Origin of the sequence: Burkholderia sp. ABCPW 14 (assembly GCF_001523835.1) — a bacterium.
Lineage (GTDB): Bacteria > Pseudomonadota > Gammaproteobacteria > Burkholderiales > Burkholderiaceae > Burkholderia > Burkholderia mayonis.
In genome coordinates this window covers 39,157-61,821 of sequence record NZ_LOVS01000131.1, presented here as the reverse complement: position 1 = coordinate 61,821, position 22,665 = coordinate 39,157, and the positions used below count along the sequence as shown (strand labels likewise).

The 22,665-nt window shown below is 63.9% G+C and carries 25 protein-coding genes, 1 tRNA gene and 1 pseudogene; 15 read left to right on the top strand and 12 right to left on the bottom strand.

The annotated features are described in order from the left end of the window. Positions 1 to 194 precede the first annotated feature (194 nt). From WS62_RS20095 to WS62_RS20060, 8 genes are all read left to right on the top strand, one after another. Positions 195 to 500: a hypothetical protein gene (locus WS62_RS20095; RefSeq protein WP_066574373.1), complete on the top strand. Its 306-nt coding sequence runs from the start codon at positions 195 to 197 to the stop codon at positions 498 to 500. A gap of 2 nt (positions 501 to 502) precedes the next feature. Further along, positions 503 to 706, top strand: coding sequence for a hypothetical protein (locus WS62_RS20090; RefSeq protein WP_066574370.1), 204 nt, complete (start codon positions 503 to 505; stop codon positions 704 to 706). Continuing rightward, the gene (locus WS62_RS20085; RefSeq protein WP_066574367.1) at positions 703 to 1,002 is read left to right on the top strand and encodes a hypothetical protein; all 300 of its coding nucleotides are present in this window, start codon (positions 703 to 705) and stop codon (positions 1,000 to 1,002) included. The genes WS62_RS20090 and WS62_RS20085 overlap by 4 nt, the downstream gene beginning before the upstream one ends. 54 nt (positions 1,003 to 1,056) lie before the next feature. After that, positions 1,057 to 1,266, top strand: coding sequence for a hypothetical protein (locus tag WS62_RS20080; protein WP_066574364.1), 210 nt, complete (start codon positions 1,057 to 1,059; stop codon positions 1,264 to 1,266). Between the two features lie 129 nt (positions 1,267 to 1,395). Then, the gene (locus tag WS62_RS36700; RefSeq protein WP_156441063.1) at positions 1,396 to 3,009 is read left to right on the top strand and encodes a hypothetical protein; all 1,614 of its coding nucleotides are present in this window, start codon (positions 1,396 to 1,398) and stop codon (positions 3,007 to 3,009) included. Between the two features lie 8 nt (positions 3,010 to 3,017). Then, positions 3,018 to 3,311, top strand: a complete 294-nt coding sequence (locus WS62_RS20070) for a DUF2523 family protein (protein WP_066574358.1) — start codon at positions 3,018 to 3,020, stop codon at positions 3,309 to 3,311. A 7-nt stretch (positions 3,312 to 3,318) separates the two neighbouring features. Next, positions 3,319 to 4,431: a zonular occludens toxin domain-containing protein gene (locus tag WS62_RS20065; RefSeq protein ID WP_066574355.1), complete on the top strand. Its 1,113-nt coding sequence runs from the start codon at positions 3,319 to 3,321 to the stop codon at positions 4,429 to 4,431. A 29-nt stretch (positions 4,432 to 4,460) separates the two neighbouring features. Continuing rightward, complete coding sequence (locus WS62_RS20060; RefSeq protein WP_082721127.1) at positions 4,461 to 5,813, top strand: type II secretion system protein GspD; 1,353 nt, start codon at positions 4,461 to 4,463, stop codon at positions 5,811 to 5,813. A gap of 60 nt (positions 5,814 to 5,873) precedes the next feature. On the opposite strand, the gene WS62_RS20055 is transcribed toward WS62_RS20060, so the two are convergent. Both WS62_RS20055 and WS62_RS20050 read right to left on the bottom strand, forming a co-directional pair. After that, on the bottom strand, positions 5,874 to 6,143 hold the full coding sequence (locus tag WS62_RS20055; protein WP_066574352.1) for a hypothetical protein: 270 nt from the start codon (positions 6,141 to 6,143) through the stop codon (positions 5,874 to 5,876). Beyond that, a complete protein-coding gene (locus WS62_RS20050; protein ID WP_066574350.1) occupies positions 6,140 to 6,628 on the bottom strand; it encodes a DUF2778 domain-containing protein in 489 nt (162 codons plus the stop codon). The genes WS62_RS20055 and WS62_RS20050 overlap by 4 nt, the downstream gene beginning before the upstream one ends. 160 nt (positions 6,629 to 6,788) lie before the next feature. Here WS62_RS20050 and WS62_RS34315 point away from each other — a divergent pair, with 160 nt between their 5' ends. From WS62_RS34315 to WS62_RS34310, 3 genes are all read left to right on the top strand, one after another. Beyond that, on the top strand, positions 6,789 to 7,355 hold the full coding sequence (locus WS62_RS34315; protein ID WP_082721125.1) for a hypothetical protein: 567 nt from the start codon (positions 6,789 to 6,791) through the stop codon (positions 7,353 to 7,355). Positions 7,356 to 7,466: 111 nt separating this feature from the next. Next, on the top strand, positions 7,467 to 7,781 hold the full coding sequence (locus tag WS62_RS20040; protein WP_066574384.1) for a transcriptional regulator: 315 nt from the start codon (positions 7,467 to 7,469) through the stop codon (positions 7,779 to 7,781). Then, positions 7,774 to 8,058 (top strand): helix-turn-helix domain-containing protein, encoded by a 285-nt coding sequence (locus tag WS62_RS34310; RefSeq protein WP_231748360.1) that lies wholly within the window; start codon positions 7,774 to 7,776, stop codon positions 8,056 to 8,058. Before WS62_RS20040 ends, WS62_RS34310 begins: the two co-directional genes overlap by 8 nt. Positions 8,059 to 8,251: 193 nt before the next feature. Here WS62_RS34310 and WS62_RS20035 read toward each other — a convergent pair whose 3' ends face one another. The 3 genes from WS62_RS20035 to serS form a co-directional block, all read right to left on the bottom strand. Next, positions 8,252 to 8,833 (bottom strand): recombinase family protein, encoded by a 582-nt coding sequence (locus WS62_RS20035; RefSeq protein WP_066574381.1) that lies wholly within the window; start codon positions 8,831 to 8,833, stop codon positions 8,252 to 8,254. 96 nt (positions 8,834 to 8,929) lie between these two features. Next, positions 8,930 to 9,020 (bottom strand) — tRNA-Ser (locus WS62_RS20030). A 110-nt stretch (positions 9,021 to 9,130) separates the two neighbouring features. Beyond that, positions 9,131 to 10,432: a serine--tRNA ligase gene (gene serS / locus WS62_RS20025; protein WP_066574340.1), complete on the bottom strand. Its 1,302-nt coding sequence runs from the start codon at positions 10,430 to 10,432 to the stop codon at positions 9,131 to 9,133. Between the two features lie 251 nt (positions 10,433 to 10,683). On the opposite strand from serS, the gene WS62_RS20020 reads away from it, so the two are divergent. Continuing rightward, complete coding sequence (locus WS62_RS20020; protein WP_066486799.1) at positions 10,684 to 10,950, top strand: DUF2164 domain-containing protein; 267 nt, start codon at positions 10,684 to 10,686, stop codon at positions 10,948 to 10,950. 18 nt (positions 10,951 to 10,968) lie between these two features. On the opposite strand, the gene WS62_RS20015 is transcribed toward WS62_RS20020, so the two are convergent. The 3 genes from WS62_RS20015 to WS62_RS20005 all read right to left on the bottom strand — a co-directional run bounded on the left by WS62_RS20015 (position 10,969) and on the right by WS62_RS20005 (position 15,529). Beyond that, the gene (locus WS62_RS20015; protein ID WP_066574338.1) at positions 10,969 to 12,279 is read right to left on the bottom strand and encodes a replication-associated recombination protein A; all 1,311 of its coding nucleotides are present in this window, start codon (positions 12,277 to 12,279) and stop codon (positions 10,969 to 10,971) included. Positions 12,280 to 12,454: 175 nt separating this feature from the next. Next, positions 12,455 to 13,165, bottom strand: a complete 711-nt coding sequence (gene lolA / locus WS62_RS20010) for an outer membrane lipoprotein chaperone LolA (protein ID WP_066574336.1) — start codon at positions 13,163 to 13,165, stop codon at positions 12,455 to 12,457. 57 nt (positions 13,166 to 13,222) lie between these two features. Next, positions 13,223 to 15,529, bottom strand: a complete 2,307-nt coding sequence (locus WS62_RS20005) for a DNA translocase FtsK (RefSeq protein WP_066574335.1) — start codon at positions 15,527 to 15,529, stop codon at positions 13,223 to 13,225. Between the two features lie 319 nt (positions 15,530 to 15,848). On the opposite strand from WS62_RS20005, the gene trxB reads away from it, so the two are divergent. From trxB to WS62_RS34305, 3 genes and pseudogenes are all read left to right on the top strand, one after another. Then, positions 15,849 to 16,811: a thioredoxin-disulfide reductase gene (gene trxB, locus WS62_RS20000; protein ID WP_066574334.1), complete on the top strand. Its 963-nt coding sequence runs from the start codon at positions 15,849 to 15,851 to the stop codon at positions 16,809 to 16,811. A 149-nt stretch (positions 16,812 to 16,960) separates the two neighbouring features. Beyond that, entirely contained in the window at positions 16,961 to 17,710 is a 750-nt protein-coding gene (locus tag WS62_RS19995) for a Smr/MutS family protein (protein ID WP_066574333.1), read from the top strand. A 19-nt stretch (positions 17,711 to 17,729) separates the two neighbouring features. After that, a pseudogene (locus WS62_RS34305) lies at positions 17,730 to 17,888 on the top strand (TRIC cation channel family protein); the annotation flags it as partial. Positions 17,889 to 18,077: 189 nt separating this feature from the next. On the opposite strand, the gene WS62_RS19990 reads toward WS62_RS34305, so the two are convergent. The 4 genes from WS62_RS19990 to WS62_RS19975 all read right to left on the bottom strand — a co-directional run bounded on the left by WS62_RS19990 (position 18,078) and on the right by WS62_RS19975 (position 22,487). Continuing rightward, a complete protein-coding gene (locus WS62_RS19990) occupies positions 18,078 to 19,196 on the bottom strand; it encodes an ABC transporter ATP-binding protein (RefSeq protein WP_066574326.1) in 1,119 nt (372 codons plus the stop codon). A gap of 102 nt (positions 19,197 to 19,298) precedes the next feature. Beyond that, positions 19,299 to 20,156 (bottom strand): carbohydrate ABC transporter permease, encoded by an 858-nt coding sequence (locus tag WS62_RS19985; protein WP_066574324.1) that lies wholly within the window; start codon positions 20,154 to 20,156, stop codon positions 19,299 to 19,301. Then, positions 20,146 to 21,084, bottom strand: coding sequence for a carbohydrate ABC transporter permease (locus WS62_RS19980; RefSeq protein WP_066574322.1), 939 nt, complete (start codon positions 21,082 to 21,084; stop codon positions 20,146 to 20,148). Before WS62_RS19980 ends, WS62_RS19985 begins: the two co-directional genes overlap by 11 nt. Positions 21,085 to 21,239: 155 nt before the next feature. Further along, complete coding sequence (locus tag WS62_RS19975) at positions 21,240 to 22,487, bottom strand: ABC transporter substrate-binding protein (protein ID WP_066574320.1); 1,248 nt, start codon at positions 22,485 to 22,487, stop codon at positions 21,240 to 21,242. Positions 22,488 to 22,665 lie beyond the last annotated feature (178 nt).

Genomic DNA, 22,665 nt, shown 5'->3' with positions numbered 1-22,665 from the left:
ACCAGCACGCACCCGCTTGCGCGTAGCTTCGTCCATTTTGGCCATCAACCGAACCTCCATTCAGCGTGATGACTGTATAACGCACCGGCAGAAAATCGGTTGTCATGGATTCAGTAATTCTCAATAGACCCCTCTGATGATGGCTGGACAGGGGAAGCGGTCTTTTTCCCAGCCAACGAGAAAGGAAACGAGCGATGCGATTCAAGAGCGAAGTGAAGGTGTTAGGTATGAAGTCGAGCAAGGGCCAAATGGACAACGGCACGGCGTTCGACAGCACGAAGGTCTATACCGAAACCCCGCTTGACGATTCGAAAGGCACGGCCAAGGGCTTCGCTGTCGCAGAGTTCACGCTTGGCACGTCGGCTGAATTCGACAAGTACAAGCATCTGCCCTTCCCCTTCGAGGCCTCCGCCGAATTGGAACTCGTGACGAATGGGAAGACGCAGAAAACCGTGATGCATTCCCTCACGCCGACGGCTCGCTCGGCGAAAGCGAGCTAACTATGGACAGCAGGGTCGTGTACGTGGTGCAGGACCTTGTTTCCGGCGGCTTCCTGCGGCCCGATGCCGGGGACGTGGGCCGAACCGATCGCCTGCGTGACGCGGGTGGATTCGAGGATATCGGCGAGGCATATGAAGCCGGGATTGACCATTGCGACGGGTCATTCGATGTCGTGCCGCTGATCTTCGTGCGGAAGGGGGATTGATTGTGTCGGTTGGCACTGTTCAGAACGTGTTGCTGTGTGTGCCCGTCACGTCGGATCGGTCATCGATGGTAGATCAGCAAGTGTGCCCGCCTTCGGGCGATCAGTATTTTCATGTTCAAGCGCAGCAGGCGTATGTGATCGATCCGGCGAGCGCGGGCTTTCTTGATGGGCTCGCGATGCCGTTTGACTACGCCGCTGCGGGCGGTTTCTTCGCGCTGGCGTTCACGATGGTCGTCGGTATCTGGATGGTGAGTTCCAGCGCGGGAAGCATTCTCGCGTTGATCAAGCGTGGGTGATGCGTGCCGGGCGCTTCCCGGTTTCTTTCTGAGGGTCTATCGATGTTTCAAGCAATGAAGAAATATGCGGTTGGTGCGGCGGTGGCTGGTTCGGCAGTGGCGGCGAACGCCGCATCGACCCCGCCGGATTTCTCGCAGATCACGTCAGCGGTGGACTTCAGTACGGTGATCACCGCGATCATGGCTGTCGCTGCGGTGATGGTCGGCGTGTACGTCGCGTGGCGTGGTGCGAAGTTTGCGCTACGCGCCGTGAAGGGCCTGTAAGCCAGCGCGGCAGTCGTTGAGTTGGGGAGCCGCAGGGCTCCCCTTTTTCGTTTACGGGGGCGGAATGATGACAGTGTCGGATAGCTGGTATCTGGTGATGTTCGCGTGGGGCATCGTGTGCGGTTGGGCATGCGTGACTGGCTTGAAGGGATGACTATGCGCGCGAGAAAGGTTCTGTGTGCACTGCTCGCGCTGGGGGCGCTTGTCGAGGTCGAAGCGGGAACAGTGATCGTGTTCGATGGCAATGGAAACATCGTTGGCAACTATGTTGATCCGACTACGCCCTACTCCTACGGAAAGGTTCAGACTCAGACATCTGGGCTTGTGTACCAGCGGGCGGGCCGAATGGGGTTGGACGTTACGGACGTGAAGGTAACGAAAACCGTTGAGGCAATCGAAACCGTTGCGACGGGGGCAGCTAACGGCGCTCGTGTCGGTGCTGGTGGTGGCTGGCTCGGGATGGTGGCAGGGGCGGTGCTAGGTGGTGTCGTGAACTGGGCGATAGGCCTTGGGATGGATGGGTTGGTGAAATGGATGTTCGATGATAGTGGCAATGTGGCGGTGACAAAGCCGCCCGGTGGAAAGTTCGACTATTACGAAGGGTATCTTTTTCCGAAGCCCATTACATATAAATCCAAGCAAACGGAGCTTGCCTATTTTCAAAAACTCGGGGATCTCGCGACGGTCTATGCGGCGAAGGCGACCGAGTATCAAGTGCAGGCGCAAAAAGATCCTTTTGTATCAGCTGGCGGCCGCCAGGCGCAATATCAGGTTAGCTTTACGGGGAAATGTGAAGAGCCGGATGACATAGCCGTGTGCGAACTTAAGTACGTTGCCGTGGCGAATCCTTCGAACTCCTTCGTTAGTCTAATCGGATTCCAGGGGCGAAAGGGGACACCTCCGATTCCATTTCAACCGGGTGGTCAGTATCAGGGCGGGGGCAGCACAGCGACGATGACGCTTAGTAATGCGACCAAGGCACTTCCAGAAAGCGAGAGTCAGCGGACGATCAATCCAGAGTTGATGTCTACCGCAACAAACAACCTTTGGCAGTTGGCATCGCAGTTGCCCGGATATCAGGGCATCCCATACGACGTGAATAACCCAATTACGTACGATGACGCCCATCAGTGGCAACGTGCGAATCCGGGATGGACGCCGACCGTTGGGGATGCGCTCGGGACCGGCCCGGGTGCCGGGGACCAGGGGCAGTGGGGATCGATTGGGGGGCTGCCGGTTTCGGGACGGCCGGGATCGTCAGACACGACGCCGGGCGTGAATCCGGGCGGGAGTGCCGGGACGCAACCCGGCACCGGCACAAATCCCGGCACCGGCACGAATCCGGGCGCCGGTACGAATCCGGGCACCGGTACGAACCCCGGAACGGGAACGAATCCCGGCACTGGAAATGGATCGGGCAACGGGCCGCGATGCGGTGCGCCGGGTGAGCCGCCCTGTAACGTCAACTTTGGCCCCGATCCTAAAATTGATCAGCCATCCTTAGAAATCACGCCGACGATCCAGATGATCCTTGGGCCGATCATGAGCATGCTGCCGGGATTCAGCACGTTTCAGGTTCCGGGACATACGGGCGTCTGCCCTACTGCGACCTTTTCGATGTTCGGTCACACCTACACGATGGATCAGCATTGCACGCTGTTCGAGCAGAACCGGGCGGCGATCAGTGCGGCGTTCGCGTTGGTGTTCCTGCTGGCGTCGGTATTCATCGTTCTCACGGCTTGAGGTGATCCATGTACGCAATTTTGATGTCGGCCGGGTGGTCGATCCTGTCGTGGCTGCTGCGCTCGGTGCTGGTGAAGTTCGTGTTTTATTTCGCGCTCTACTTCTTCGTCACTGAGGCGATCTCATATCTGCAGGGACAGGGCATTTTGCCGACGACTGCAGCGCTGACGCAGGCGTTTGGCGCGGCCGGGTCTGGGGTCTGGTATTTCCTCGATCTGTGCTCGGTGAGTTACGGCGTGCCGCTCGTTGTCGCAGCATGGGTCGCTCGCTTCATCATCCGACGTATTCCGTTGATCGGTTGAGGGCGATATGGCGATCAATGCGTACTGCGGAATCATGGGCTCCGGCAAGTCATATGAGGTAGTGTCCGGTCCGGTGCTCGATGCGATTGCGCGCGGTCGGCGAGTGGTAACAAACATCGACGGCATCAGCGAGGAGGCGGTACACGACTATCTCGTGGAAAAGCGTGAACTTGATCCGGAAAAGCTCGGACGGATCATGCATGTGACAACCGACCGCGTGCGGGAAGACGGATTTTTCCCGGTCGAGGTCGAGGGGCCGGACGGTGCGTCCGTGACGCCGGGCCTGGTCGAGCCAGGTGACCTGCTGGCGATTGATGAGGCGTGGAAGCTGTGGGCCGCTGGCGAGAAGCTGCCGAAGGAACACGTTGCGTTCTTCCGCATGCACCGGCACTTCGTCAATCCGGATACGGGGCTGTCATGCGACGTGGTGCTGATGGTGCAGTCGGTTGGGGATCTGCACCGGATGCTGAAGCCGGTGCTTGAGCTGACGTTTGTGATGCACAAGCTGAAGACGCTGGGTGCGTCGTCACGATATCGGGTCGAGCAATACGACGGCTGGAGGCAGAACGCGAAGACACGGGTCGCCACGTACTACAAAACCTACAAGGCGGAGATTTTCCCACTCTACAAAAGCTACGCTGGCGGGGCCGGTCAGGAGGCGGTCGTGGACGCGCGGCAGAACGTGCTGCTCGATCGCAAGCTGTGGTGGATGGCGGGTGCGGTGTTGGTTTTAATCGGTGGCGGGCTGTGGCTCGCGGTCGGATTCTTCACGCACAAACCGGCGAAGCCTGCGGAAAGTCAGGCCGCTGTCGCGTCGCTAGCGCCTGGCGGAGGGTCCGGCGCGGCGGGCGGTGTGTCGTCGGTACCTGCGCCTGCTGCGGCGGTCAAGCCGCTAGACGTATCGGACATGTGGCGGGTGGTGGGACGCTTCCAGTCCGACGGCGTGCAGTACGTCGTGTTGGCCGATCCCTCGGGGCGGCTGCGAGTGGATTCGCCTTCTGCGTTTAACGGTGTCGGCGCGGCGACAGTGGGCCGCGTAGATGGTCAGCGCGTTGCGATGTGGTCCGGTTCGAAGCCGTCGAGCGGGCCGTCTTTTCTTCCGGGGGGTAATGCGAGATGAGCGTCAGGTGTCTGCTTACGCTTGCAGTCATGTGGCCGGCGCTCGCGCTGGCCGACAAGCCGGCGTCGTCTGTGGTGATGGTGCCGCCGTTGCCGCCGTTGCCGACGCTGGCGTCGCTCGGTGGGGCAGCAGATGCGCCGCTAGGGGCATCGGTGCCGGTTGCGTCGATACAACCGATGGTGCAACGTTCGAACGGCAACCTGTTCGATCTGCGGTTCGCGACCGTCTCTTTCGTGATGGACTTTGTGTACGAAAACGCGGTGAGGTCGCCACACGTGATCGGGCCGGAAGTGCTGGCGGATCAGCGTCAGGTGTCGTTCCGTTACAAGGCGAGCGACGGGGATTTGCGCGGGTTCCTGTCGGCGTTTCTCGATTCGCTCGGGTACGCGGTGACGGTGCGTGATGGCGTGGACTTCATCGGCAAGAAGCCGGACGCGGACCGGCCTAAGGAGGTGCGCGAGCCGTTCGTCTATGCGCCGCGTTACCGCAAGGCAGATTACTTGATGCGAATGGTTCAGCCGCTCGTCGGCGGCCGGTTCACGACCCAACGCGGTGTGTCGGCCGGTGGAGTCGCGGCGTTGCAGGGCAAGGGCGACATGATGCAGGACGTGCCGCAGCAGTCAGCGGCAGCAGTGATCGATCAGAGTTCGGATCAGTTGGTGTTCTTGGGCACGCGAGTTGAGATCGAGGCGCTGCGGAAGGTGCTGCCGATGATTGATGTGCCTCGGGGCAAAGTGAACCTGCGGGCGTGGGTGTACGAGGTCAGCAACACGACGCAGGATCAGTCGGGCTTTTCACTGGCGGTCAGCGTGCTTGGCTCGGCGCTCGGCATCAGCAACGGACTCAGCGACCCGTCGGCGGCGGTGGTGCAGCTGCACGCGGGCAACATACTGAGCGTAGGTATTCAGGCGCTGGATGCGGATAGCCGGTTTAAGGTGCTGACGCGCCCTAACCTAACGGTGTTGTCCGGGGATCGCGCGCGGCTGAACGTCGGTCAGCAGGTGCCGACACAGGGGCAGGTGAGCTATCAGGGGGCGAGCGGCGCGCCGGTGCAGTCGATTGTGTATCAGGATGCCGGGGTAATCTTCGACGTGCTACCGACGGTGATGCATGACACGGTAGAGCTTGTGGTGCAGGAGGAGATTTCCGACTTCGTGCGCACGTCAAACGGCGTCAACACGTCGCCGACGAAGAACACGCGTAGGCTACAGACCGTGACGGCGATGCAGGATGGCGACGTGGCTGTGATCGGCGGGCTAATCCAGTCGCACGACACGCATTCGCGTTCGGGGCTGTCGTTCTTGCCGAAGTGGATGAACGGCCGCAACGATTCGATGGACAGCACCGAGATCGTGCTCGTATTGCAGGTGACAAAAATTTGATGCGAGGGAGCGTAGCGCATAAGAAAGCCCGCACGGGCTTTCTTATTCAGTGCTGCACTTCTATGTGCGTCGTCGGTACGCAATGAGCCGATTCGCAGTCCATACGAGTAGCGCTGCAACGACAAGCGAGGCTGTGATGATGGCGAGCAGTCCGATTGCCTCGATGTCGTCGGCATGGGCGATCGTGTCGACACCGAGCGCACGCATTACTGCCGTGATTGTCGCCGGTAGCGGTGGAAACTCGTACGGTAGCTGGTCGATCCAGCGCGACAGGCCGTAGCCGATCGCGAGCGTGGCCAGCACGTTTAGGGTGTACCGCATGGCTTTCATTTGCGAACCTCGATGATGGCGTAGGCCTTCATGCTCGAGCCGGGCACGGGAATCGTAGCGCCTTGGGCGCGTAGGCTGGAAGCGAGCTTGTTGAAGGCTTCAATGCTTGTCAGTGTAATGCAGCCTTCGCTGCGTCCGCGCGGCCCGATCGGATGCAGGCGAAACGCGCCGCGACGGACGCCGTTGATGATTGTTTCATCATCGACCTTGCCGTCGTCACGGTAAAGCGCGAACCATTGGCTGCGGTTTGTTCCGTAGCCGTATTCGCGCGCGAAGTCGTAGAGCCATCCCATGCGGCCGCCTGCCTGTCGATCAATGACGTAGTACCGGCCAGATGGCAACGGTCCGGAATCGACGTGAGACACGGCCGCGGGATTGTTCCGGTCCCGCGGCATGCCTGAGAAGGCGGCGAACGCCCCAATGCCGGGGCACTGCAGGGTGGATAGCGACGCGCCGTTGAGGGTGAACGTGCAGATGGCTGGCATGGTCGGGTTCTCTTGTGTTGGATTCGCTGCACCCTACCAAAGCGCCCTCTTGTGCCATACCCGTAGTTTTGACAGGCAATTTATCGTTACGAATAACAGATATTGTTTTTGCGTTATGCGTAACGTAAAGTGAGATCATCGCCGATATGGAGTGCGCGCAATGATTCAGCCCGAAGACACGAAAACAATTCCGTTACCTCTTTCTGCCGTAACGGAAAAGCGTGGTCGCGGTCGCCCGCGCAAGGAAGGCGGAGCGATGACGAATGCGGAGCGGCAAGCGGCACATCGGGCGCGTCGTCAGGCGGCCGGAAAACCCGTTACCGTAACGAAAAATATTCCGGCCGCTGCGGACGGATACGACGAGCTTGTGATGGCAAACGAGCAGCTTCGTGAAGAGTTGCGTCAAGCCCGCCTCGATTTGGAAGAGGTGAAGCGCGAGGCGGTTGGTGGACAGCGGTCGCAAGAGCCTGTCGGTCGTGGGGTGATTGTTGTTACGGATGTGGTGCGGGAATCCATTCCGGCTCGGTCGTGCTTGGGTCGTCGAAAGCTGAGTTTTACGGTTGATGAGGCAATGCGTCGCGCACTGGAACGGTTGGCGGCGGACGTGGGGATTTCAAAAGCTGATGCGCTTGAGCGCTTGGTGTATTGGGCGAATGAGTCTGTTATGAAGTCATTCCTGAGCGATGAGGAATTTAAGCGCGGGCGTAACGGAAAATCAGGCGTCTAGCGTTAGGGGTGTCCGGCCGGAGTTGAGAGTCACGCAACGGGTTCGCGGGCATGCATACTGCGCGTGGTGCGGGGGGTTGCCAACTATACGGCAATGCCGTATAGTTGCGCTATGTTTACGATCATCGAGACTCCAATTTTCCAGCGGTATTCGTCGGACATCTGGCGCGATGCAGAGCGCGAAGAGTTCATTAACTGGATCGCAAACAATCCACTTGCGGGCGATGTAATCCCCGGCACGGGCGGTTTGCGAAAGGTACGTTGGTCTCGTTCCGGGATGGGCAAGCGTGGGGGTGCCCGCGTCATCCATTACAACCTCTTGGATGACGGGGAAATCTGGCTGCTGATTGCGTATACAAAGGCCAAGTTCGACAACCTGCCAACATCGTTTTTGAATCAACTGCGGGAGGAAATTAACCGTGGATAAGGAACTGGAACAATTTCAAGCCGACTTGTTGAATTCGGTTCGCGAAATGAAGGCGCGGAAAGCCGCCCGCTCGACGACCGTTGAACCGACTGTAGCGTCGCTTGCGCGCGCCAAAGTGGGACTGTCTCAAAACGCGTTTGCCGCCCTTTTGGGAGTCTCGGCCCGCACGTTGCAGGATTGGGAGCAAGGTCGGCGCACGCCAACCGGTGCAGCGCAAACATTGCTGCGCGTTGTCGTCAAGCACCCTGAGGCCCTTCGGGATCTTCAGCCAGTTTGACCGCGCCGGGCGTTTAGCGTCGGGAGTGTCCGGCCTAGCTCGAAGCGACGTAGAGCGACAGCTCGGGCGCGGAGTGCTTGCGGTTGCCGCGCGGCTCAGCGCGCCTCGCCGGACCGAGCAGCGGGTCATGGCAGCGAGGTGAGCCGTAGGCAGCGCGGCATAGCGCCTCTACCCTCTCACTACCAGACCGCTTTTATTGAAGGGATGTGCTCGATGGCGCCGCCCTGGCTCGCAAGACTGCGCGCTTGATGCTCGAAAGATGTACGCCATATTCGTGCGCTAGGGCGCTTAGCGTGTAGCCGCCGGACTGCCACTGTCTGACGACGCGGCGTTCGTCTTCGACTTCAAGGGCGCGTGGCCGACCCAACTGTATCCCGCGCTTCTTCGCGGCTTGCATGCCGCTCTTCGTCCGCTCGCGGATCATTTCCCGCTCGAACTCGGCAAATGCGCCGAGCATTTGAAGCATTAGGCGACCTGCTGGCGTGCTTGTTTCGATGTGCTCGGTAAGGCTCTCGAATCCCGCTCCCCGATCTTGCAGGCGTTCGATGATACTGAGAAGGTGCTTGAGCGATCGCGCGATGCGATCGAGCTTGTAGACGACGAGAATGTCGCCACGCTTGAGAGTTCTGAGGAGTTTGTCTAGGACGGGTCGGCGCAGGGTTGCGCCAGACCGTTTTTCTTCGAAAATTGAATCGACGCCGGCCTTGGTCAGTGCGTCGATTTGCGCTCGCGTTTCCTGTTCCTGCGTGGAAACTCTGGCGTAACCGATTCTCATGTGGCGTAAAAAAACGCTGGATTCTTCCACAGAATCCAGCGTTTCCTTACAAACAATTTCGAAATTGCATTCAAAATCGAAATTGCCCATCTTATCTGGCGGAAAGGGTGGGATTCGAACCCACGATACGGTATAACCGTATACCGGATTTCGAGTCCGGCGCATTCGACCTCTCTGCCACCTTTCCTTTTTTCGTTCACCGGCAGGTCGCCCCGGCGAAGCGAAGATTATAGAACAACTCTTCGCAGACTTCCAAGTTTTTCTTCAAATATTTTTCGAAGCCACTCGGACGCCCACTCAGGCCGCGTTCGACGGCACGTCGATCCGCTCGATACCGCCCATGTACGGCCGCAGCGCAACGGGCACCGTCACCGAGCCGTCGGCGTTCTGGTAGTTCTCCAGTACCGCCACGAGCGTGCGGCCGACCGCGAGGCCCGAGCCGTTCAGCGTATGCACGAGCTCCGGCTTGCCCTGCGCGTTGCGGAACCGCGCCTGCATCCGGCGCGCCTGGAACGATTCCGTGTTCGAGCAGCTCGAGATCTCGCGATACGTGTTCTGCGCGGGCAGCCACACTTCGAGGTCGAACGTCTTCGTCGCGGCGAAGCCCATGTCGCCCGTGCACAGCGTGATCACGCGATACGGCAGCTCGAGCTTCTGCAGAATCGCCTCCGCATGGCCGACCATCTCGTCGAGCGCCGCATACGACGCCTCCGGCGCGACGATCTGCACCATCTCGACCTTGTCGAACTGGTGCTGACGGATCATCCCGCGCGTGTCGCGGCCGTACGAGCCCGCCTCCGACCGGAAGCACGGCGAATGCGCGGTCAGCTTGATCGGCAGCGCGGCAGCGTCGACGATCGTGTCGCGCACGGTGTTCGTCAGCGAGATTTCGGACGTCGAGATCAGATACTGCGTGACGGTGTTCTCCGCCCCCCCCTTCTCGACTCGGAACATGTCGTCCGCGAACTTCGGCAGTTGGCCCGTGCCGTACAACACGTCCGGATTGACGATGTACGGCGTGTACGTCTCGCTGTAGCCGTGCTGCTGCGTGTGTGTGTCGAGCATGAACTGCGCGAGCGCGCGATGCAGGCGCGCGACGGGTCCGCGCAGCACCGTGAAGCGCGCGCCCGACAGCTTCGCGCCCGTCTCGAAATCGAGGCCGAGCGGCATACCGACGTCGACATGGTCCTTCACGTCGAAATCGAACTGCCGCGGCGCGCCCCAGCGGCGCACCTCGACGTTCTCCGTCTCGTCCTTGCCGACAGGCACGCTCTCGTGCGGCAGGTTCGGCATCTGCAGCATCAGGTCCGACAGGCGCGACTGGATCTCGTCGAGCTTCACCGCCGACGCCTTCATCTCGTCGCCGATCCCGCCCACTTCGGCCATCACCGCCGACGTGTCCTCGCCCCGCCCCTTCATCGCGCCGATCTGCTTCGAGAGGCTATTGCGACGCGCCTGCAGTTCTTCGGTGCGAGTCTGGATCGCACGGCGTTCCGCTTCGAGCGAGGAGAACGCAGCGACGTCGAGGGTGTAGCCGCGATCGGCGAGGCGCTTCGCGACGCCGTCGAGGTCTTTGCGCAGCAACTGGATGTCGAGCATGGGAGGACCGGAAAATCGTTGTGTAAGACGCGAATTCTAACGCACCGCGCGCCCGCCACGGCGCACGCTCGTCGGGCGGCGACGCAAACGCGACGCCGCCCGTGGCAATATCGCGCTGCCGGCTTGCGCATCGCATGCCGGGAAGCCGCTTTGCATGGGACCAGAGTAAGAAGCGCTAACTCTGGTCGACCGCGATGCATGGGACCAGAGTAAGCGCTAAAGCGCTAACTCTGGTCGACACCGGAGAATCGATGGCCATCGAACTGGACAAGGACGTGCGCGACCGCGCAATCGCATCGCTGCAACGCTATTTCGCCGAGAACATGGACGAGCCGATCGGCAACATCCAGGCCGGCGCGCTGCTGCATTTCTTCGTCGAGGAGATCGCGCCCGCGATCTACAACCTCGCAATCGCCGATGCGCAGGAGCGCCTGCAAGCGCGCGTCGCCGAGCTCGACATCGACTGTCACGAACCGCCGTTCGAATACTGGAAGAAGCAGCCGGGCCGCAAGCGCTGACGCCGGCCGGCCGACGCGCTAGTCCTTCTTGCCGGCGTCCTTGTCGAGCTCGCGCAGCCAGGCGAGCTTGTCGGCGATCTTCGTCTCGAGCCCGCGCGGCACCGGCTTGTACCAGCGCGGCTCGCGCATCCCGTCCGGCAGATAAGTCTCGCCCGCCGCGTACGCGTTCGGCTCGTCGTGCGCGTAGCGGTACGCGTGGCCGTAGCCGAGTTCCTTCATCAGCTTCGTCGGCGCGTTGCGCAGGTGCACCGGCACCTCGCGCGACTTGTCCTGCCGCACGAACGCCATCGCCTCGTTGTACGCGTTGTAGCCGGCATTGCTCTTCGCCGCGCACGCCAAATAGAGCACCGCCTGCGCGAGCGCGAGCTCGCCCTCCGGCGAACCGAGCCGCTCGTACGTCTCAGCCGCATCGTTCGCGATCTGCATCGCGCGCGGATCGGCGAGGCCGATGTCTTCCCACGCCATCCGCACGACGCGCCGCGCGAGGTACTTCGGGTCGGCGCCGCCGTCGAGCATCCGGCAGAACCAGTACAGCGCGCCGTCCGGATTCGAGCCGCGCACCGACTTGTGCAGCGCGGAGATCTGGTCGTAGAAGTTGTCGCCCCCCTTGTCGAAGCGGCGCGCGTTCATCGTCATCGCGCTTTCGACGAACGCCGCGTCGATCGTCGACACGCCCGCGGACGCTGCCGCCGTCTGCGCCTGCTCGAGCAGGTTCAGGAAGCGCCGCGCGTCGCCGTCCGCGTAGCCGACGAGCGTATCGACCGCCTTGTCTTCGAAGGCCAGCCCGGCGAGCGCCGTGCCCTGCGCGCGCGCGAGCAGCCGGCGCAGCTCGTCTTCCGTCAGCGATTTCAGCACGTACACCTGCGCGCGCGACAGGAGCGCCGAGTTCACCTCGAAGCTCGGATTCTCGGTCGTCGCGCCGATGAACGTGACGAGCCCCGATTCGACGAACGGCAACAGCGCGTCTTGCTGAGCCTTGTTGAAGCGGTGGATTTCGTCGACGAACAGGATCGTGTGGCGGCCGGTGCGGTTCAGCGTGTCGCGCGCCTGATCCATCGACTCGCGGATGTCCTTCACGCCGCCCAGCACCGCGGACAGCGCGATGAACTCGCAATCGAACGCGAGCGCGGTCAGTCGCGCGAGCGTCGTCTTGCCAACGCCGGGCGGCCCCCAGAGGATCATCGAATGCGGCTTGCCCGATTCGAACGCGAGCCGAAGCGGCTTGCCTTCGCCGAGAAGATGCGTCTGGCCGATCACGTCGGCGAGCGTCTTCGGGCGCAGCGCCTCGGCGAGCGGCCGGCGCGGTTCGACTGCAAACAGGTCGGACATGGACCTTGGCTCCCACGAAAAACGATGGCGGCACGCATTCGCCGCCGGACCGGACATTATGACAGCCGCGCGGCTCGACGCCACGCACCCCGGCCGCGGCCGACCCAAAGCGAACCGGGCCCGCCATCGCTGGCGGGCCCAGTCGGCGGTCGATGAGGCGCGAGGCCGGCCGCGCTCAGCCGGTCACGACGTCCGCGCCCTTCGGCACGACGAACTTGAACTGGTCGGCCTTGAGCGGCGGATTCGTCTGGATATGGGTGAACGTAAGGAGCGTCACGTTGCCGAACACGTCGTGCAACTCCATCGCGGCGAGCACGCCGTTCCTGAAGCCGATGCCGATCCGCTGGAACTGCGTGTCCTGCGCCTTCGGCACCATCTCGAGCCAGTCGATCCCGCCCTTCTCGCCGGCGTCGCGCAGCGTGTAGTTCTTCTCGAGATCGTTGCTGCCGAACAGGATCGCGGCCGGGCTCGCGCCGAGCGCGCCCGCGAGCTTGCGCTCGGTGACCTGGTTCAGGTCCTTGTCGTACACGTAGAGCTTGTCGCCGTCTGCCTGCAATACCTGCTGGTACGGCTTCTGATAAGTCCAGATGAATTTGCCGGGCCGCGAAAACACGAAGCTGCCGCTCGAGTTGTCGGTCGGCTTGACGGTCGGCACCGCGCCGCTCGCCGCCTTCGACGGCGCCTTGACGATCTGCTGCGTGAAGTCGCCCTTCGCCGCATGAACCTTCGACACGAACGCCTTCAACTGCTCGGTGCCGCTCGCGAACGCGTGCGACGCGACGAGCGCGAGCGCCGCGCCGGCGAGCGCGGCGCGCAACGTGCGCACGAACGTGCGCTTCGGCGCAAGACCCGAACCGGTGTGAACTGCCAACGACTGATGCTGCATGTGTGGTTTTCTCCGTGGACGGCCGGCGCGTCGTAGACCGACGGCGCCGGCGCGAATTCATTCGGCGTCGCGCGCGGGCACGAGGATTTCGCGATTCCCGCTCGACGACATCGCCGACACGAGCCCGGACTGCTCCATCTGCTCGAGCAGCCGCGCCGCGCGGTTGTAGCCGATCCGCAAATGGCGCTGCACGAGCGAAATCGACGCGCGCCGGTTCTTGACGACGATCTCGACCGCCTGGTCGTACAGCGGATCAGACTCGCCGTTCGCGTCGCCCGTTCCCGCGCCCGAGCCTTCGTCGCCGTCGGCCGTGCCGCCTTCGAGGAGGCCCTCGACATAGTTCGGCTCGCCGTGCTCCTTCAGCTTCTCGACGACGCGGTGCACCTCGTCGTCCGACACGAACGCGCCGTGCACGCGCACGGGCAGCCCGCCGCCGGGCGGCAGGTAAAGCATGTCGCCCTGGCCGAGCAGCGATTCGGCGCCCATCTGGTCGAGAATCGTGCGCGAGTCGATCTTCGACGACACCTGGAACGCGATCCGCGTCGGCACGTTCGCCTTGATGAGGCCCGTGATCACGTCGACCGACGGCCGCTGCGTCGCGAGGATCAGGTGGATGCCCGCCGCGCGCGCCTTCTGCGCGATGCGCGCGATCAGCTCTTCGACCTTCTTGCCGACGACCATCATCAGATCGGCGAGCTCGTCGATGACGACGACGATGTGCGGCAGCCGGCCGAGCGGCTCCGGATCGTCCGGCGTCAGGCTGAACGGATTCGGGATCTTCTCTTCCCGCTTCTTCGCGTCTTCGATCTTGTTGTTGTAGCCGGCGAGGTTGCGCACGCCGAGCTTGCTCATCAGCTTGTAGCGGCGCTCCATCTCGGCGACCGTCCAGTTGAGCGCATGGCCCGCCTGGCGCATGTCGGTGACGACCGGACACAGCAGATGCGGAATCCCTTCGTAGACGCTCATTTCGAGCATCTTCGGATCGATCAGGATCAGGCGCACCTGTTCGGCGCTCGCCTTGTAGAGGAGCGACAGGATCATCGCGTTGATCCCGACCGACTTGCCCGAGCCCGTCGTGCCGGCGACGAGCAGGTGCGGCATCTTCGCGAGATCCGCGCACACGGGCTTGCCGCCGATGTCCTTGCCGAGGCCGATCGTGAGCATCGACGGCGCGTCCGCGTAGACCTCGGAGCCGAGGATCTCGGACAGGCGCACGGTCTGGCGGCGCTGGTTCGGCAGTTCGAGCGCCATGTAGTTCTTGCCGGGGATCGTCTCGACGACGCGGATCGACACGAGCGACAGCGAGCGCGCGAGATCCTTCGACAGATTGACGATCTGGCTGCCCTTGACGCCCGTCGCGGGCTCGATCTCGTAGCGGGTGACGACGGGCCCCGGATACGCGGCGACGACGCTCACCTCGACGCCGAAGTCCTTCAGCTTCTTCTCGATGAGGCGCGACGTGAACTCGAGCGTGTCGGCGGAGATCGTCTCCTGCGACGCGGAAGCGGGATCGAGCAGCGAAATCGCGGGCAGCGTCGAATCGCCCGGCAGATCGGTGAAGAGCGGCTGCTGGCGCTCCTTCTCGGCGCGCTCGGACTTCGCCGGCGTGACGACGGGCGGCACGATCGTGACGGGCTCGTGCTCCTCGATCCGCACGCGCTCCTCCTCGACCTTGCCTTCGCGCTTGACGGCCGCGGCCTCGCCGAGCTTGCGGTCGCGCTCGGCCTCGCGGCGCAGCTTCGCGAGCGTGAACGCGTTGATGATCGCGTCGCCGACGCGCTCGGCGACCGACAGCCACGAAAAGCGGAAATACAGCGACAACCCGATCGCGAGCGCGATCAGAAGCGCAAGCGTGCCGCCCGTGAAACCGAACGCATGCGACACGCCGCGCGCGACCGTCTCGCCGACGACGCCGCCCGGCGCGCGCGGCAGTTGCACTTTCAGCGACCACATCCTGAGCGCTTCGATGCCGTCGCTCGCGAGCAGCACGAGGACGAACGCGAAGCCTTCGGCGAGCCAGCCCGCCGGTTTTGCCGGCTCGTCGGGCAGCGCGTCGTGCCGGGTGATCCGGCGGTAGTTCGCGGCGACGCGCCGCCCGAGCAGCACGATGAGCCAATAGGCGGAGAGGCCGAACAGCAGCAGCATGATGTCGGCCGTCCACGCGCCGACCCGCCCTGCCCAGTTTGCGATGTGGTCGACCTGCGCGGCGTGCGTCCAGCTCGGATCGCGCCGGCTGTAGCTCAGGAGCGCCATCAGCAGGAATGCGAGCAGCGCGACCTGGAGGATCCAGCGGATCTCGGTCAGTAGGCGCGACATGCGATGCGGCAGCGCTTGGGCCTGAGCGGTGTAAGGTGCTTTTGCCATGAATCCGTCAAGAGGGGCGATGAGGCGGCCTGCGCGGCAGGGCCGCCGATCGTTCGATCCGATCTATTGTAAACGCTGCGCCGCCGCGCCAAGTGTAAATGACGGTAACGCCCAGCCGGTTCCCGCCGGGAATGTGCACGCGCTACCACAGGCGGACGCGGCGCGACGCTATCGCGCCGATTGAAAAGTCCTTTCGGCAGCGCAGCAAGCAGGCCTTTATAATGCGAGCTTTGCACCCATCTGCGACGGTATCCCGCTCGCAACGTGCCGCCCGGCAGCGTCATCCGCCCGGCCGGCCGCATTTTTACGGATCCTGCACATGCCCATGCCCAAACACGCGAAAGTCCTGATTCTCGGTTCCGGCCCCGCCGGCTACACGGCGGCCGTCTACGCGGCCCGCGCGAACCTGTCGCCCCTCCTGATCACGGGCATCGCGCAAGGCGGCCAGCTGATGACGACGACCGATGTCGAAAACTGGCCGGCCGATCCGGACGGCGTGCAGGGCCCGGAGCTGATGCAGCGCTTCCTCGCGCACGCGGAGCGTTTCAACACCGAAATCGTGTTCGACCACATCCACACCGCGAAGCTGCACGAAAAGCCGATCCGCCTCATCGGCGACGCGGGCGAATACACGTGCGACGCGCTCGTCATCGCGACGGGCGCGTCCGCGCAGTACCTCGGCCTGTCGTCGGAAGAAGCGTTCATGGGCCGCGGCGTATCGGCCTGCGCGACCTGCGACGGCTTCTTCTACCGCGGCCAGAACGTCGCCGTCGTCGGCGGCGGCAACACGGCCGTCGAGGAAGCCCTCTACCTGACGGGCATCGCGAAGAAGGTCACGGTGATCCACCGCCGCGACAAGTTCCGCGCGGAGCCGATCCTCGTCGACCGTCTGCTCGAGAAGGAGAAGGAAGGCGTCGTCGAGATCAAGTGGGACCACGTGCTCGACGAAGTGACGGGCGACGATTCCGGCGTGACGGGCGTGCGCGTCAAGCACGCGAAGACGGGCGCGACCGAGGACGTCGCGGTGCAGGGCCTCTTCATCGCGATCGGCCACAAGCCGAACACCGACATCTTCAAGGGCCAGCTCGAGATGAAGGACGGCTACATCATCACGAACAGCGGCCTGTCGGGCAACGCGACGGGCACGAGCGTGCCGGGCGTGTTCGCGGCGGGCGACGTGCAGGACCACATCTACCGTCAGGCGATCACGAGCGCGGGCACGGGCTGCATGGCGGCGCTCGACGCGCAGCGCTATCTCGAAAGCCTGCACGAGCGCAAGTAAGCGCGCCGCGCGGCGCTACAATGGCATCGCCGCGCGCCACCTGCCGGGTCTGGAACACCGCAGCCGCTGTGCATCGCGCAGCGGCTTTTTCATGTCCGTCGGGCGAAACCGCAGCGTCGGCGCGCCCGCCCATCCGCATCCGATTCATCATGGCGAAAAACCAGCCTCACCCGAGCGACCCCGCGAAGCGGCACGCCGCCGCACGGGCCGTCGAACCGGCTCCCGCGCCCGCGAGCCCGCCTCCGCCGCCCGCCGCGCTGCGCGGCCAGGGCCTGGCCGGGCTCGGCGCGCTGCGTGCGACGCTCGCGGGCGAATCCGAGCGCCGCACGCGCGAAGCGGCGCAGGCGAAGCAGGCCGCCCGCCGGAACGCCGCGGATGCCGACCTGTTCCGCCGCGAGATCGGCGAGATCACGCCGCTCGCCGCGCCGTCGCGCGCCGAGAGCGGCCGCCCGCCGCCCGCGCCCGTGCCGAAGCACACGCAGCAAGACGAGGCAGCGGTGCTGTCCGAGACCTTGTCCGACGAATTCGATCCCGAGACGCTGCTCGACACCGACGAGACGCTTTACTACCACCGCCCCGGCGTGAGCCGCGATGTCGTGCGCAAGCTGAGAAGCGGCGCGTGGATCGTCCAGGCGCAGCTCGACCTGCACGGAATGCGGCGTGACGAGGCGCGCGATGCGCTCGCCGAATTCATCCGCGAAGCGGGCAAGAAAGGCCTGCGCTGCCTGCGCGTGATCCACGGCAAGGGGCTCGGCTCAGCCGGCAAGGAGCCGGTGCTGAAAGGCAAGGTGCGCGCGTGGCTCGTGCAGAAGGACGAGGTGATCGCGTTCTGCCAGGCGCGCGGCCACGACGGCGGCGCGGGCGCGGTGCTCGTGCTGCTGCAGCCGTCTCCGGCGTAGAGCGGCGACCGAAGGCCGCGTGCCGCCCAGGCCCACGCTCGCGATCGCGGCCCTGGAGGCGATCGCGCCCCTCCCGTTCGCGATCTCGGGCTTCGTCGAGGCACGCAAGAACCGGCTCGACTCAGTCGGCACGTTCGGCGGCGCGCTCGCGACCGCGTTCGGCGGGAGCACGAACAGGCGCTAGCCGCGCGCGATGCACGGAACAAAAAGGGCGGCCCGTGCACGCACGGCCGCCCTTCTCTTCCCTGACTTCGCCCCGCGATCCCCCGGAATCACCTGCGATCGACGTAGCGACGTAGCGACGCACGGCACACGACGAACGCTGCGCGCAAGCCGCGCCGTCGCCGAGCGCCGCTCGCGCGCCGGATCAAGCGATCCGCGCTTCCGTCGACGGATCGAACAGCACCGCCTTCGACACGTCGAACAACAGCGACAGCTTCTGCTGCGGCTTCGGATCGGCGGCCGGGTGCACGCGGCTCACGATCCGCTTGCCGTTGACCTGCGCGAACACGTGCGTGTCCGGGCCGGTCGGCTCGGTCACGTCAACCGTCACGTCGACCGGCTGCAGCCGCGAGCTCTCGCCGTTGTGCGCGCTCCTCGCATCGGTGATCCGCTCCGGCCGCAGCCCGAGGATCACGTCGCGGCCGACGTGGCCGTTCATCCGCTTCACGTCGAACGGCAGGTTCAGCACGCCGCGCATCGCGCCCGTATCGAGCTCGATGCCGACGCCGCTCCCCTGCTCGACGAGCTTGCCGTTGATGAAGTTCATCGGCGGCGCGCCGATGAAGCCCGCGACGAACAGGTTCGACGGCGAATCGTAGATTTCCTGCGGCGCGCCGAACTGCTGGACGACGCCGTCCTTCATCACCGCGATCCGGTCGCCGAGCGTCATCGCCTCGATCTGGTCGTGCGTCACGTAGACGATCGTCGTGCCGAGGCGCTGGTGCAGCAGCTTGATCTCGGCGCGCATCTCGATGCGCAGCTTCGCGTCGAGATTCGACAGCGGCTCGTCGAACAGGAACAGCGACGGATCGCGCGCGAGCGCGCGGCCCATCGCGACGCGCTGCCGCTGGCCGCCCGACAGTTGCCCCGGCTTGCGGTCGAGCAGGTGCTCGATCTGCAGCATCGCGGCGACGCGGTCGACGATCTGCTTCTGCTCGCTCTTCACCACCTTGCGGATGTTGAGGCCGAACGAGATGTTCTCGCGCACCGTCATCGACGGATACAGCGCGTACGACTGGAACACCATCGCGATGTCGCGATCCTTCGGCGACAGGTCGTTGACGACCTTGTCGCCGATCCGGATCTCGCCCTTCGTCACGGTCTCGAGGCCCGCGATCATGTTGAGGAGCGTCGACTTCCCGCAGCCCGAACCGCCGACGAGAATCAGGAACTGGCCGTCCTCGATGTCGATGTCGACGCCCTTGAGGACGGGCACCCCGTTCGGGTAGGTCTTGTACACGTCACGGATGGAAAGGCTTGCCATGCTGTGAATCCTCTGTCTCAGTGCGGCGCGCGTGCGCCGCGTCGTGTCTCGTATCGTTGCGCCGCGCGCGGCGCCTGCATGTTCGCGTCGAGCGTCCCGACGTCACCCCTTGACCGCGCCCGCCGTCAGGCCGCGCACGAAGTAGCGGCCGGCGATCACGTAGACGAGGAGCGTCGGCAGCGCGGCGATGATCGCGCCCGCCATGTCGACGTTGTATTCCTTCACGCCCGTCGACGTGTTGACGAGGTTGTTCAGCGCGACCGTGATCGGCATCGAATCGACGCCCGAGAACACGATCCCGAACAGGAAGTCGTTCCAGATCTGCGTGAACTGCCAGATCAGGCATACCATGAAGATCGGCAGCGACACGGGCAGCAGGATCTTCGTGAAGATCGTGAAGAAGCCCGCGCCGTCGATGCGCGCCGCCTTCACGAGCTCGGCCGGCACGCTCACGTAAAAGTTGCGGAAGAACATCGTCGTGAACGCGATCCCGTACACGACGTGCACGAGCACGAGGCCGGGAATCGTGTTGGCCATCCCGAAGAAGCCTTGCAGCCGCGCCATCGGCAGCAGGATCACCTGGAACGGGATGAAGCAGCCGACGAGCAGCATCGTGAAGAGCGCGTCCGCGCCGCGGAAGCGCCAGTGCGTGAGCACGTAGCCGTTGAACGCGCCGATCAGCGACGAGATCAGCACGGCCGGAATCACCATCTTGATCGAGTTGAAAAAGAACGGCTTCATCCCGTCGCAGCGCACGCCGGTGCACGCCTCGCTCCACGCCTTCACCCACGGCGAGAAAGTCCAGTTCGCCGGCGGCGTCAGCAGGTTGCCGGTACGCAGCTGGTCGAGGTCCTTGAACGACGTCGACAGCATCACGTAGATCGGAAACAGGAAGTACAACGCGAACAGGATCAGCGCCGCGTAAATGACTGCCCGACTGATGGTCATCTTAGGCTGCATTGCGGGTGCTCCTCGATTCCAGATACATCAGCGGCACGAGCACCGCGACGACCGTCGCGAGCATCATCACCGACGACGCCGCGCCGACGCCGAGCTGCCCGCGATTGAACGAATACGTGTACATGAACATCGCGGGCAGCGACGACGACGTGCCCGGCCCGCCCGCCGTCAGCGCGACAACGAGGTCGAAGGTCTTGATCGTGATGTGACAGAGGATCAGGAGCACCGAGAAGAACACGGGGCGCATGCTCGGGATCACGATCTTGCGGTAGATCGTGGGCAGCGTCGCGCCGTCGACTTGCGCCGCCTTGAAGATCTCGCTGTCGACGCCGCGCAGGCCGGCGAGGAAGAGCGCCATCACGAAGCCCGTCGACTGCCAGACGGCCGCGATCACGACGCAGAAGATCGCCTTGTCCGGATCGTCGAGCCAGCCGAACGAGAAACTCGTCCAGCCCCAGTCGTGCATCACCTTCTCGAGGCCGAGGCCCGGGTTCAGGACCCACTGCCACGCGGTGCCCGTGACGATGAACGACAGCGCCATCGGATACAGGAACACCGCGCGCAGCGCGCCTTCGTTGCGGATCTTCTGGTCGAGCAGGATCGCGAGAAAGAGACCGAGCACGACGCAGATCGCGATGAACGGAACGCCGAACCAGCCGAGGTTCGCGGCCGACGTCCACCAGACGTCGTTCTGGAACAGATCCGAATAGCGGCCGAAGCCGTCGAAGTCGTAGTTCGGCAACAGCCGGGAATTCGTCAGCGACAGATAGCCGGTGACGGCGATGAAGCCATAGATGAAAACCAAGGCGATCGCGATGCTGGGCGCGAGCACCAGTTTCGGAATCCAGCGGTCGGCGAACGCCGACAGCGGCGACGTGCGGTGCGCGGCAGCCGCGCTGGTTCCGTTTCCGCTAAGAGGGGCAGCCACGTATTTCGACTCCTGGAACGAGATCGCCTGCGCGCCGGCAAGAAGCCGGCGCGGGCGGCGGGTACGGCGCGGGCCGGCTCGCGGCCCGTTTGCTGCGGTTGCGGCACGAAGCGCCCGGCGCGACGATGCGCGAAACCGGGCGCCCGCGCCGTGCGTTACTTCACCTTCGCGGCTCGTGCGAGCGCGGCGACCGCGCTCTTCGAGTCCTGCTGCGAGTTCATGAACTTCGTCACGACGTCGGTGATCGCGCCCGCCGTCGCGTCGCCCTGCGCCATCCCGTGCGCGAGCGACGGCACGTAGCCGCCCGACTTGATCGCCGTCTGTTCATCAGCGTAGGACTTCTTCGCGCAATCGTCGAACTTGTCCATCTTCACGCCGAGACGCACCGGGATCGAGCCCTTCAGCAAGCTGAACTGCTCCTGGAACGCGGGCGTCATGATCGTCTTCGCGAGCGCGATCTGGCCGGGCGTCGCCGCCTTCTGGCCCTTCTGCTGGAAGAACACGAACGAATCGACGTTGAACGTGTACGCATTCGCCGTGCCCGGCACCGCCGCGCAGATGTAGTCCTTGCCCGGCTTCTTGCCCGCCGCCTCGAACTCGCCCTTCGCCCAGTCGCCCATGAACTGCATGCCGGCGCGGCCGTTGATGACCATCGCGGTCGCGAGGTTCCAGTCGCGGCCGTTGCGGCCGGTGTCGAAGTAGCCCTGGATCTTGCGAACCGTGTTGAACACTTCCAGCATCCTGTCCGACGTGAGCGTCTTCTGGTCGAGGTCGACGAGCGCCTTCTTGTAGAAGTCGGCGCCTTGCGACAGCACGACGTCTTCCCACAACGTCAGGTCCTGCCACGGCTGACCGCCCATCGCGACCGGCTGGATGCCCGCCGCCTTCAGCTTGTCGGCGATCTGGAAGAATTCGGGCCACGTCGCGGGCGGCTTGGCGCCGATCTTGTCGAGCGCGGCCTTGTTGATGTAGAGCCAGTTGACGCGGTGCACCGAGAACGGCGCCGCGACGGTGTTGCCCTTGTACTTGATGATCTTGTCGATCTCGGGCGGCAGGTTCTGCTTCCAGTCGCCCGCGGCGGAATCGATGTTCACGAGCACGCCCTGATCCGCCCATTCCTGGATCAGCGGCCCCTTGATCTGCGCGGCCGACGGCGCGTCGCCGCTGATGACCTTCGTCTTCAGCGCGGTCATCGCCGCGGCGCCCGCGCCGCCCGCGACCGCGTAGTCCTTCCAGACGTAGCCCTGCTTCTGCAGGTCGTCCTTCAGTGCGCCGACCGCCTTCGATTCACCGCCCGACGTCCACCAGTGCAGCACCGTGACGTTCTCGGCTGCTTGCGCCGCTGCGGCGCCGAACAACAGGCCTGCGGCGCTGAGCGCGCCCATGATCGCGCGAATTTTCATCAGTCATCTCCTCCAGATTTGGATCGATTCGTCAGGCTTTCGACTGCGCGGATGCGTGAAAGCCGGCTTTGCTACGGAACGACACGGGAAATCGAGCCGCGAACGACGCATGATGCGTGCGGGCCGATGCCGGCCGCGGGCTCTTAGGAACTGAGTGACTCGAGATTCAACGACTGTC

Excerpts from the sequence above, each read along its gene's own strand:
- WS62_RS20095 (WP_066574373.1), top strand. The coding sequence starts at position 195 with ATGCGATTCAAGAGCGAAGTGAAGGTGTTAGGTATGAAGTCGAGCAAG.
- WS62_RS20090 (WP_066574370.1), top strand. The coding sequence starts at position 503 with ATGGACAGCAGGGTCGTGTACGTGGTGCAGGACCTTGTTTCCGGCGGC.
- WS62_RS20080 (WP_066574364.1), top strand. The coding sequence starts at position 1,057 with ATGAAGAAATATGCGGTTGGTGCGGCGGTGGCTGGTTCGGCAGTGGCG.
- WS62_RS36700 (WP_156441063.1), top strand. The coding sequence starts at position 1,396 with ATGCGTGACTGGCTTGAAGGGATGACTATGCGCGCGAGAAAGGTTCTG.
- WS62_RS20070 (WP_066574358.1), top strand. The coding sequence starts at position 3,018 with ATGTACGCAATTTTGATGTCGGCCGGGTGGTCGATCCTGTCGTGGCTG.
- WS62_RS20065 (WP_066574355.1), top strand. The coding sequence starts at position 3,319 with ATGGCGATCAATGCGTACTGCGGAATCATGGGCTCCGGCAAGTCATAT.
- WS62_RS20060 (WP_082721127.1), top strand. The coding sequence starts at position 4,461 with ATGTGGCCGGCGCTCGCGCTGGCCGACAAGCCGGCGTCGTCTGTGGTG.
- WS62_RS20055 (WP_066574352.1), bottom strand. The coding sequence starts at position 6,143 with ATGAAAGCCATGCGGTACACCCTAAACGTGCTGGCCACGCTCGCGATC.
- WS62_RS20050 (WP_066574350.1), bottom strand. The coding sequence starts at position 6,628 with ATGCCAGCCATCTGCACGTTCACCCTCAACGGCGCGTCGCTATCCACC.
- WS62_RS34315 (WP_082721125.1), top strand. The coding sequence starts at position 6,789 with ATGATTCAGCCCGAAGACACGAAAACAATTCCGTTACCTCTTTCTGCC.
- WS62_RS20040 (WP_066574384.1), top strand. The coding sequence starts at position 7,467 with ATGTTTACGATCATCGAGACTCCAATTTTCCAGCGGTATTCGTCGGAC.
- WS62_RS20035 (WP_066574381.1), bottom strand. The coding sequence starts at position 8,833 with ATGAGAATCGGTTACGCCAGAGTTTCCACGCAGGAACAGGAAACGCGA.
- serS (WP_066574340.1), bottom strand. The coding sequence starts at position 10,432 with ATGCTCGACATCCAGTTGCTGCGCAAAGACCTCGACGGCGTCGCGAAG.
- WS62_RS20020 (WP_066486799.1), top strand. The coding sequence starts at position 10,684 with ATGGCCATCGAACTGGACAAGGACGTGCGCGACCGCGCAATCGCATCG.
- WS62_RS20015 (WP_066574338.1), bottom strand. The coding sequence starts at position 12,279 with ATGTCCGACCTGTTTGCAGTCGAACCGCGCCGGCCGCTCGCCGAGGCG.
- lolA (WP_066574336.1), bottom strand. The coding sequence starts at position 13,165 with ATGCAGCATCAGTCGTTGGCAGTTCACACCGGTTCGGGTCTTGCGCCG.
- WS62_RS20005 (WP_066574335.1), bottom strand. The coding sequence starts at position 15,529 with ATGGCAAAAGCACCTTACACCGCTCAGGCCCAAGCGCTGCCGCATCGC.
- trxB (WP_066574334.1), top strand. The coding sequence starts at position 15,849 with ATGCCCATGCCCAAACACGCGAAAGTCCTGATTCTCGGTTCCGGCCCC.
- WS62_RS19995 (WP_066574333.1), top strand. The coding sequence starts at position 16,961 with ATGGCGAAAAACCAGCCTCACCCGAGCGACCCCGCGAAGCGGCACGCC.
- WS62_RS19990 (WP_066574326.1), bottom strand. The coding sequence starts at position 19,196 with ATGGCAAGCCTTTCCATCCGTGACGTGTACAAGACCTACCCGAACGGG.
- WS62_RS19985 (WP_066574324.1), bottom strand. The coding sequence starts at position 20,156 with ATGCAGCCTAAGATGACCATCAGTCGGGCAGTCATTTACGCGGCGCTG.
- WS62_RS19975 (WP_066574320.1), bottom strand. The coding sequence starts at position 22,487 with ATGAAAATTCGCGCGATCATGGGCGCGCTCAGCGCCGCAGGCCTGTTG.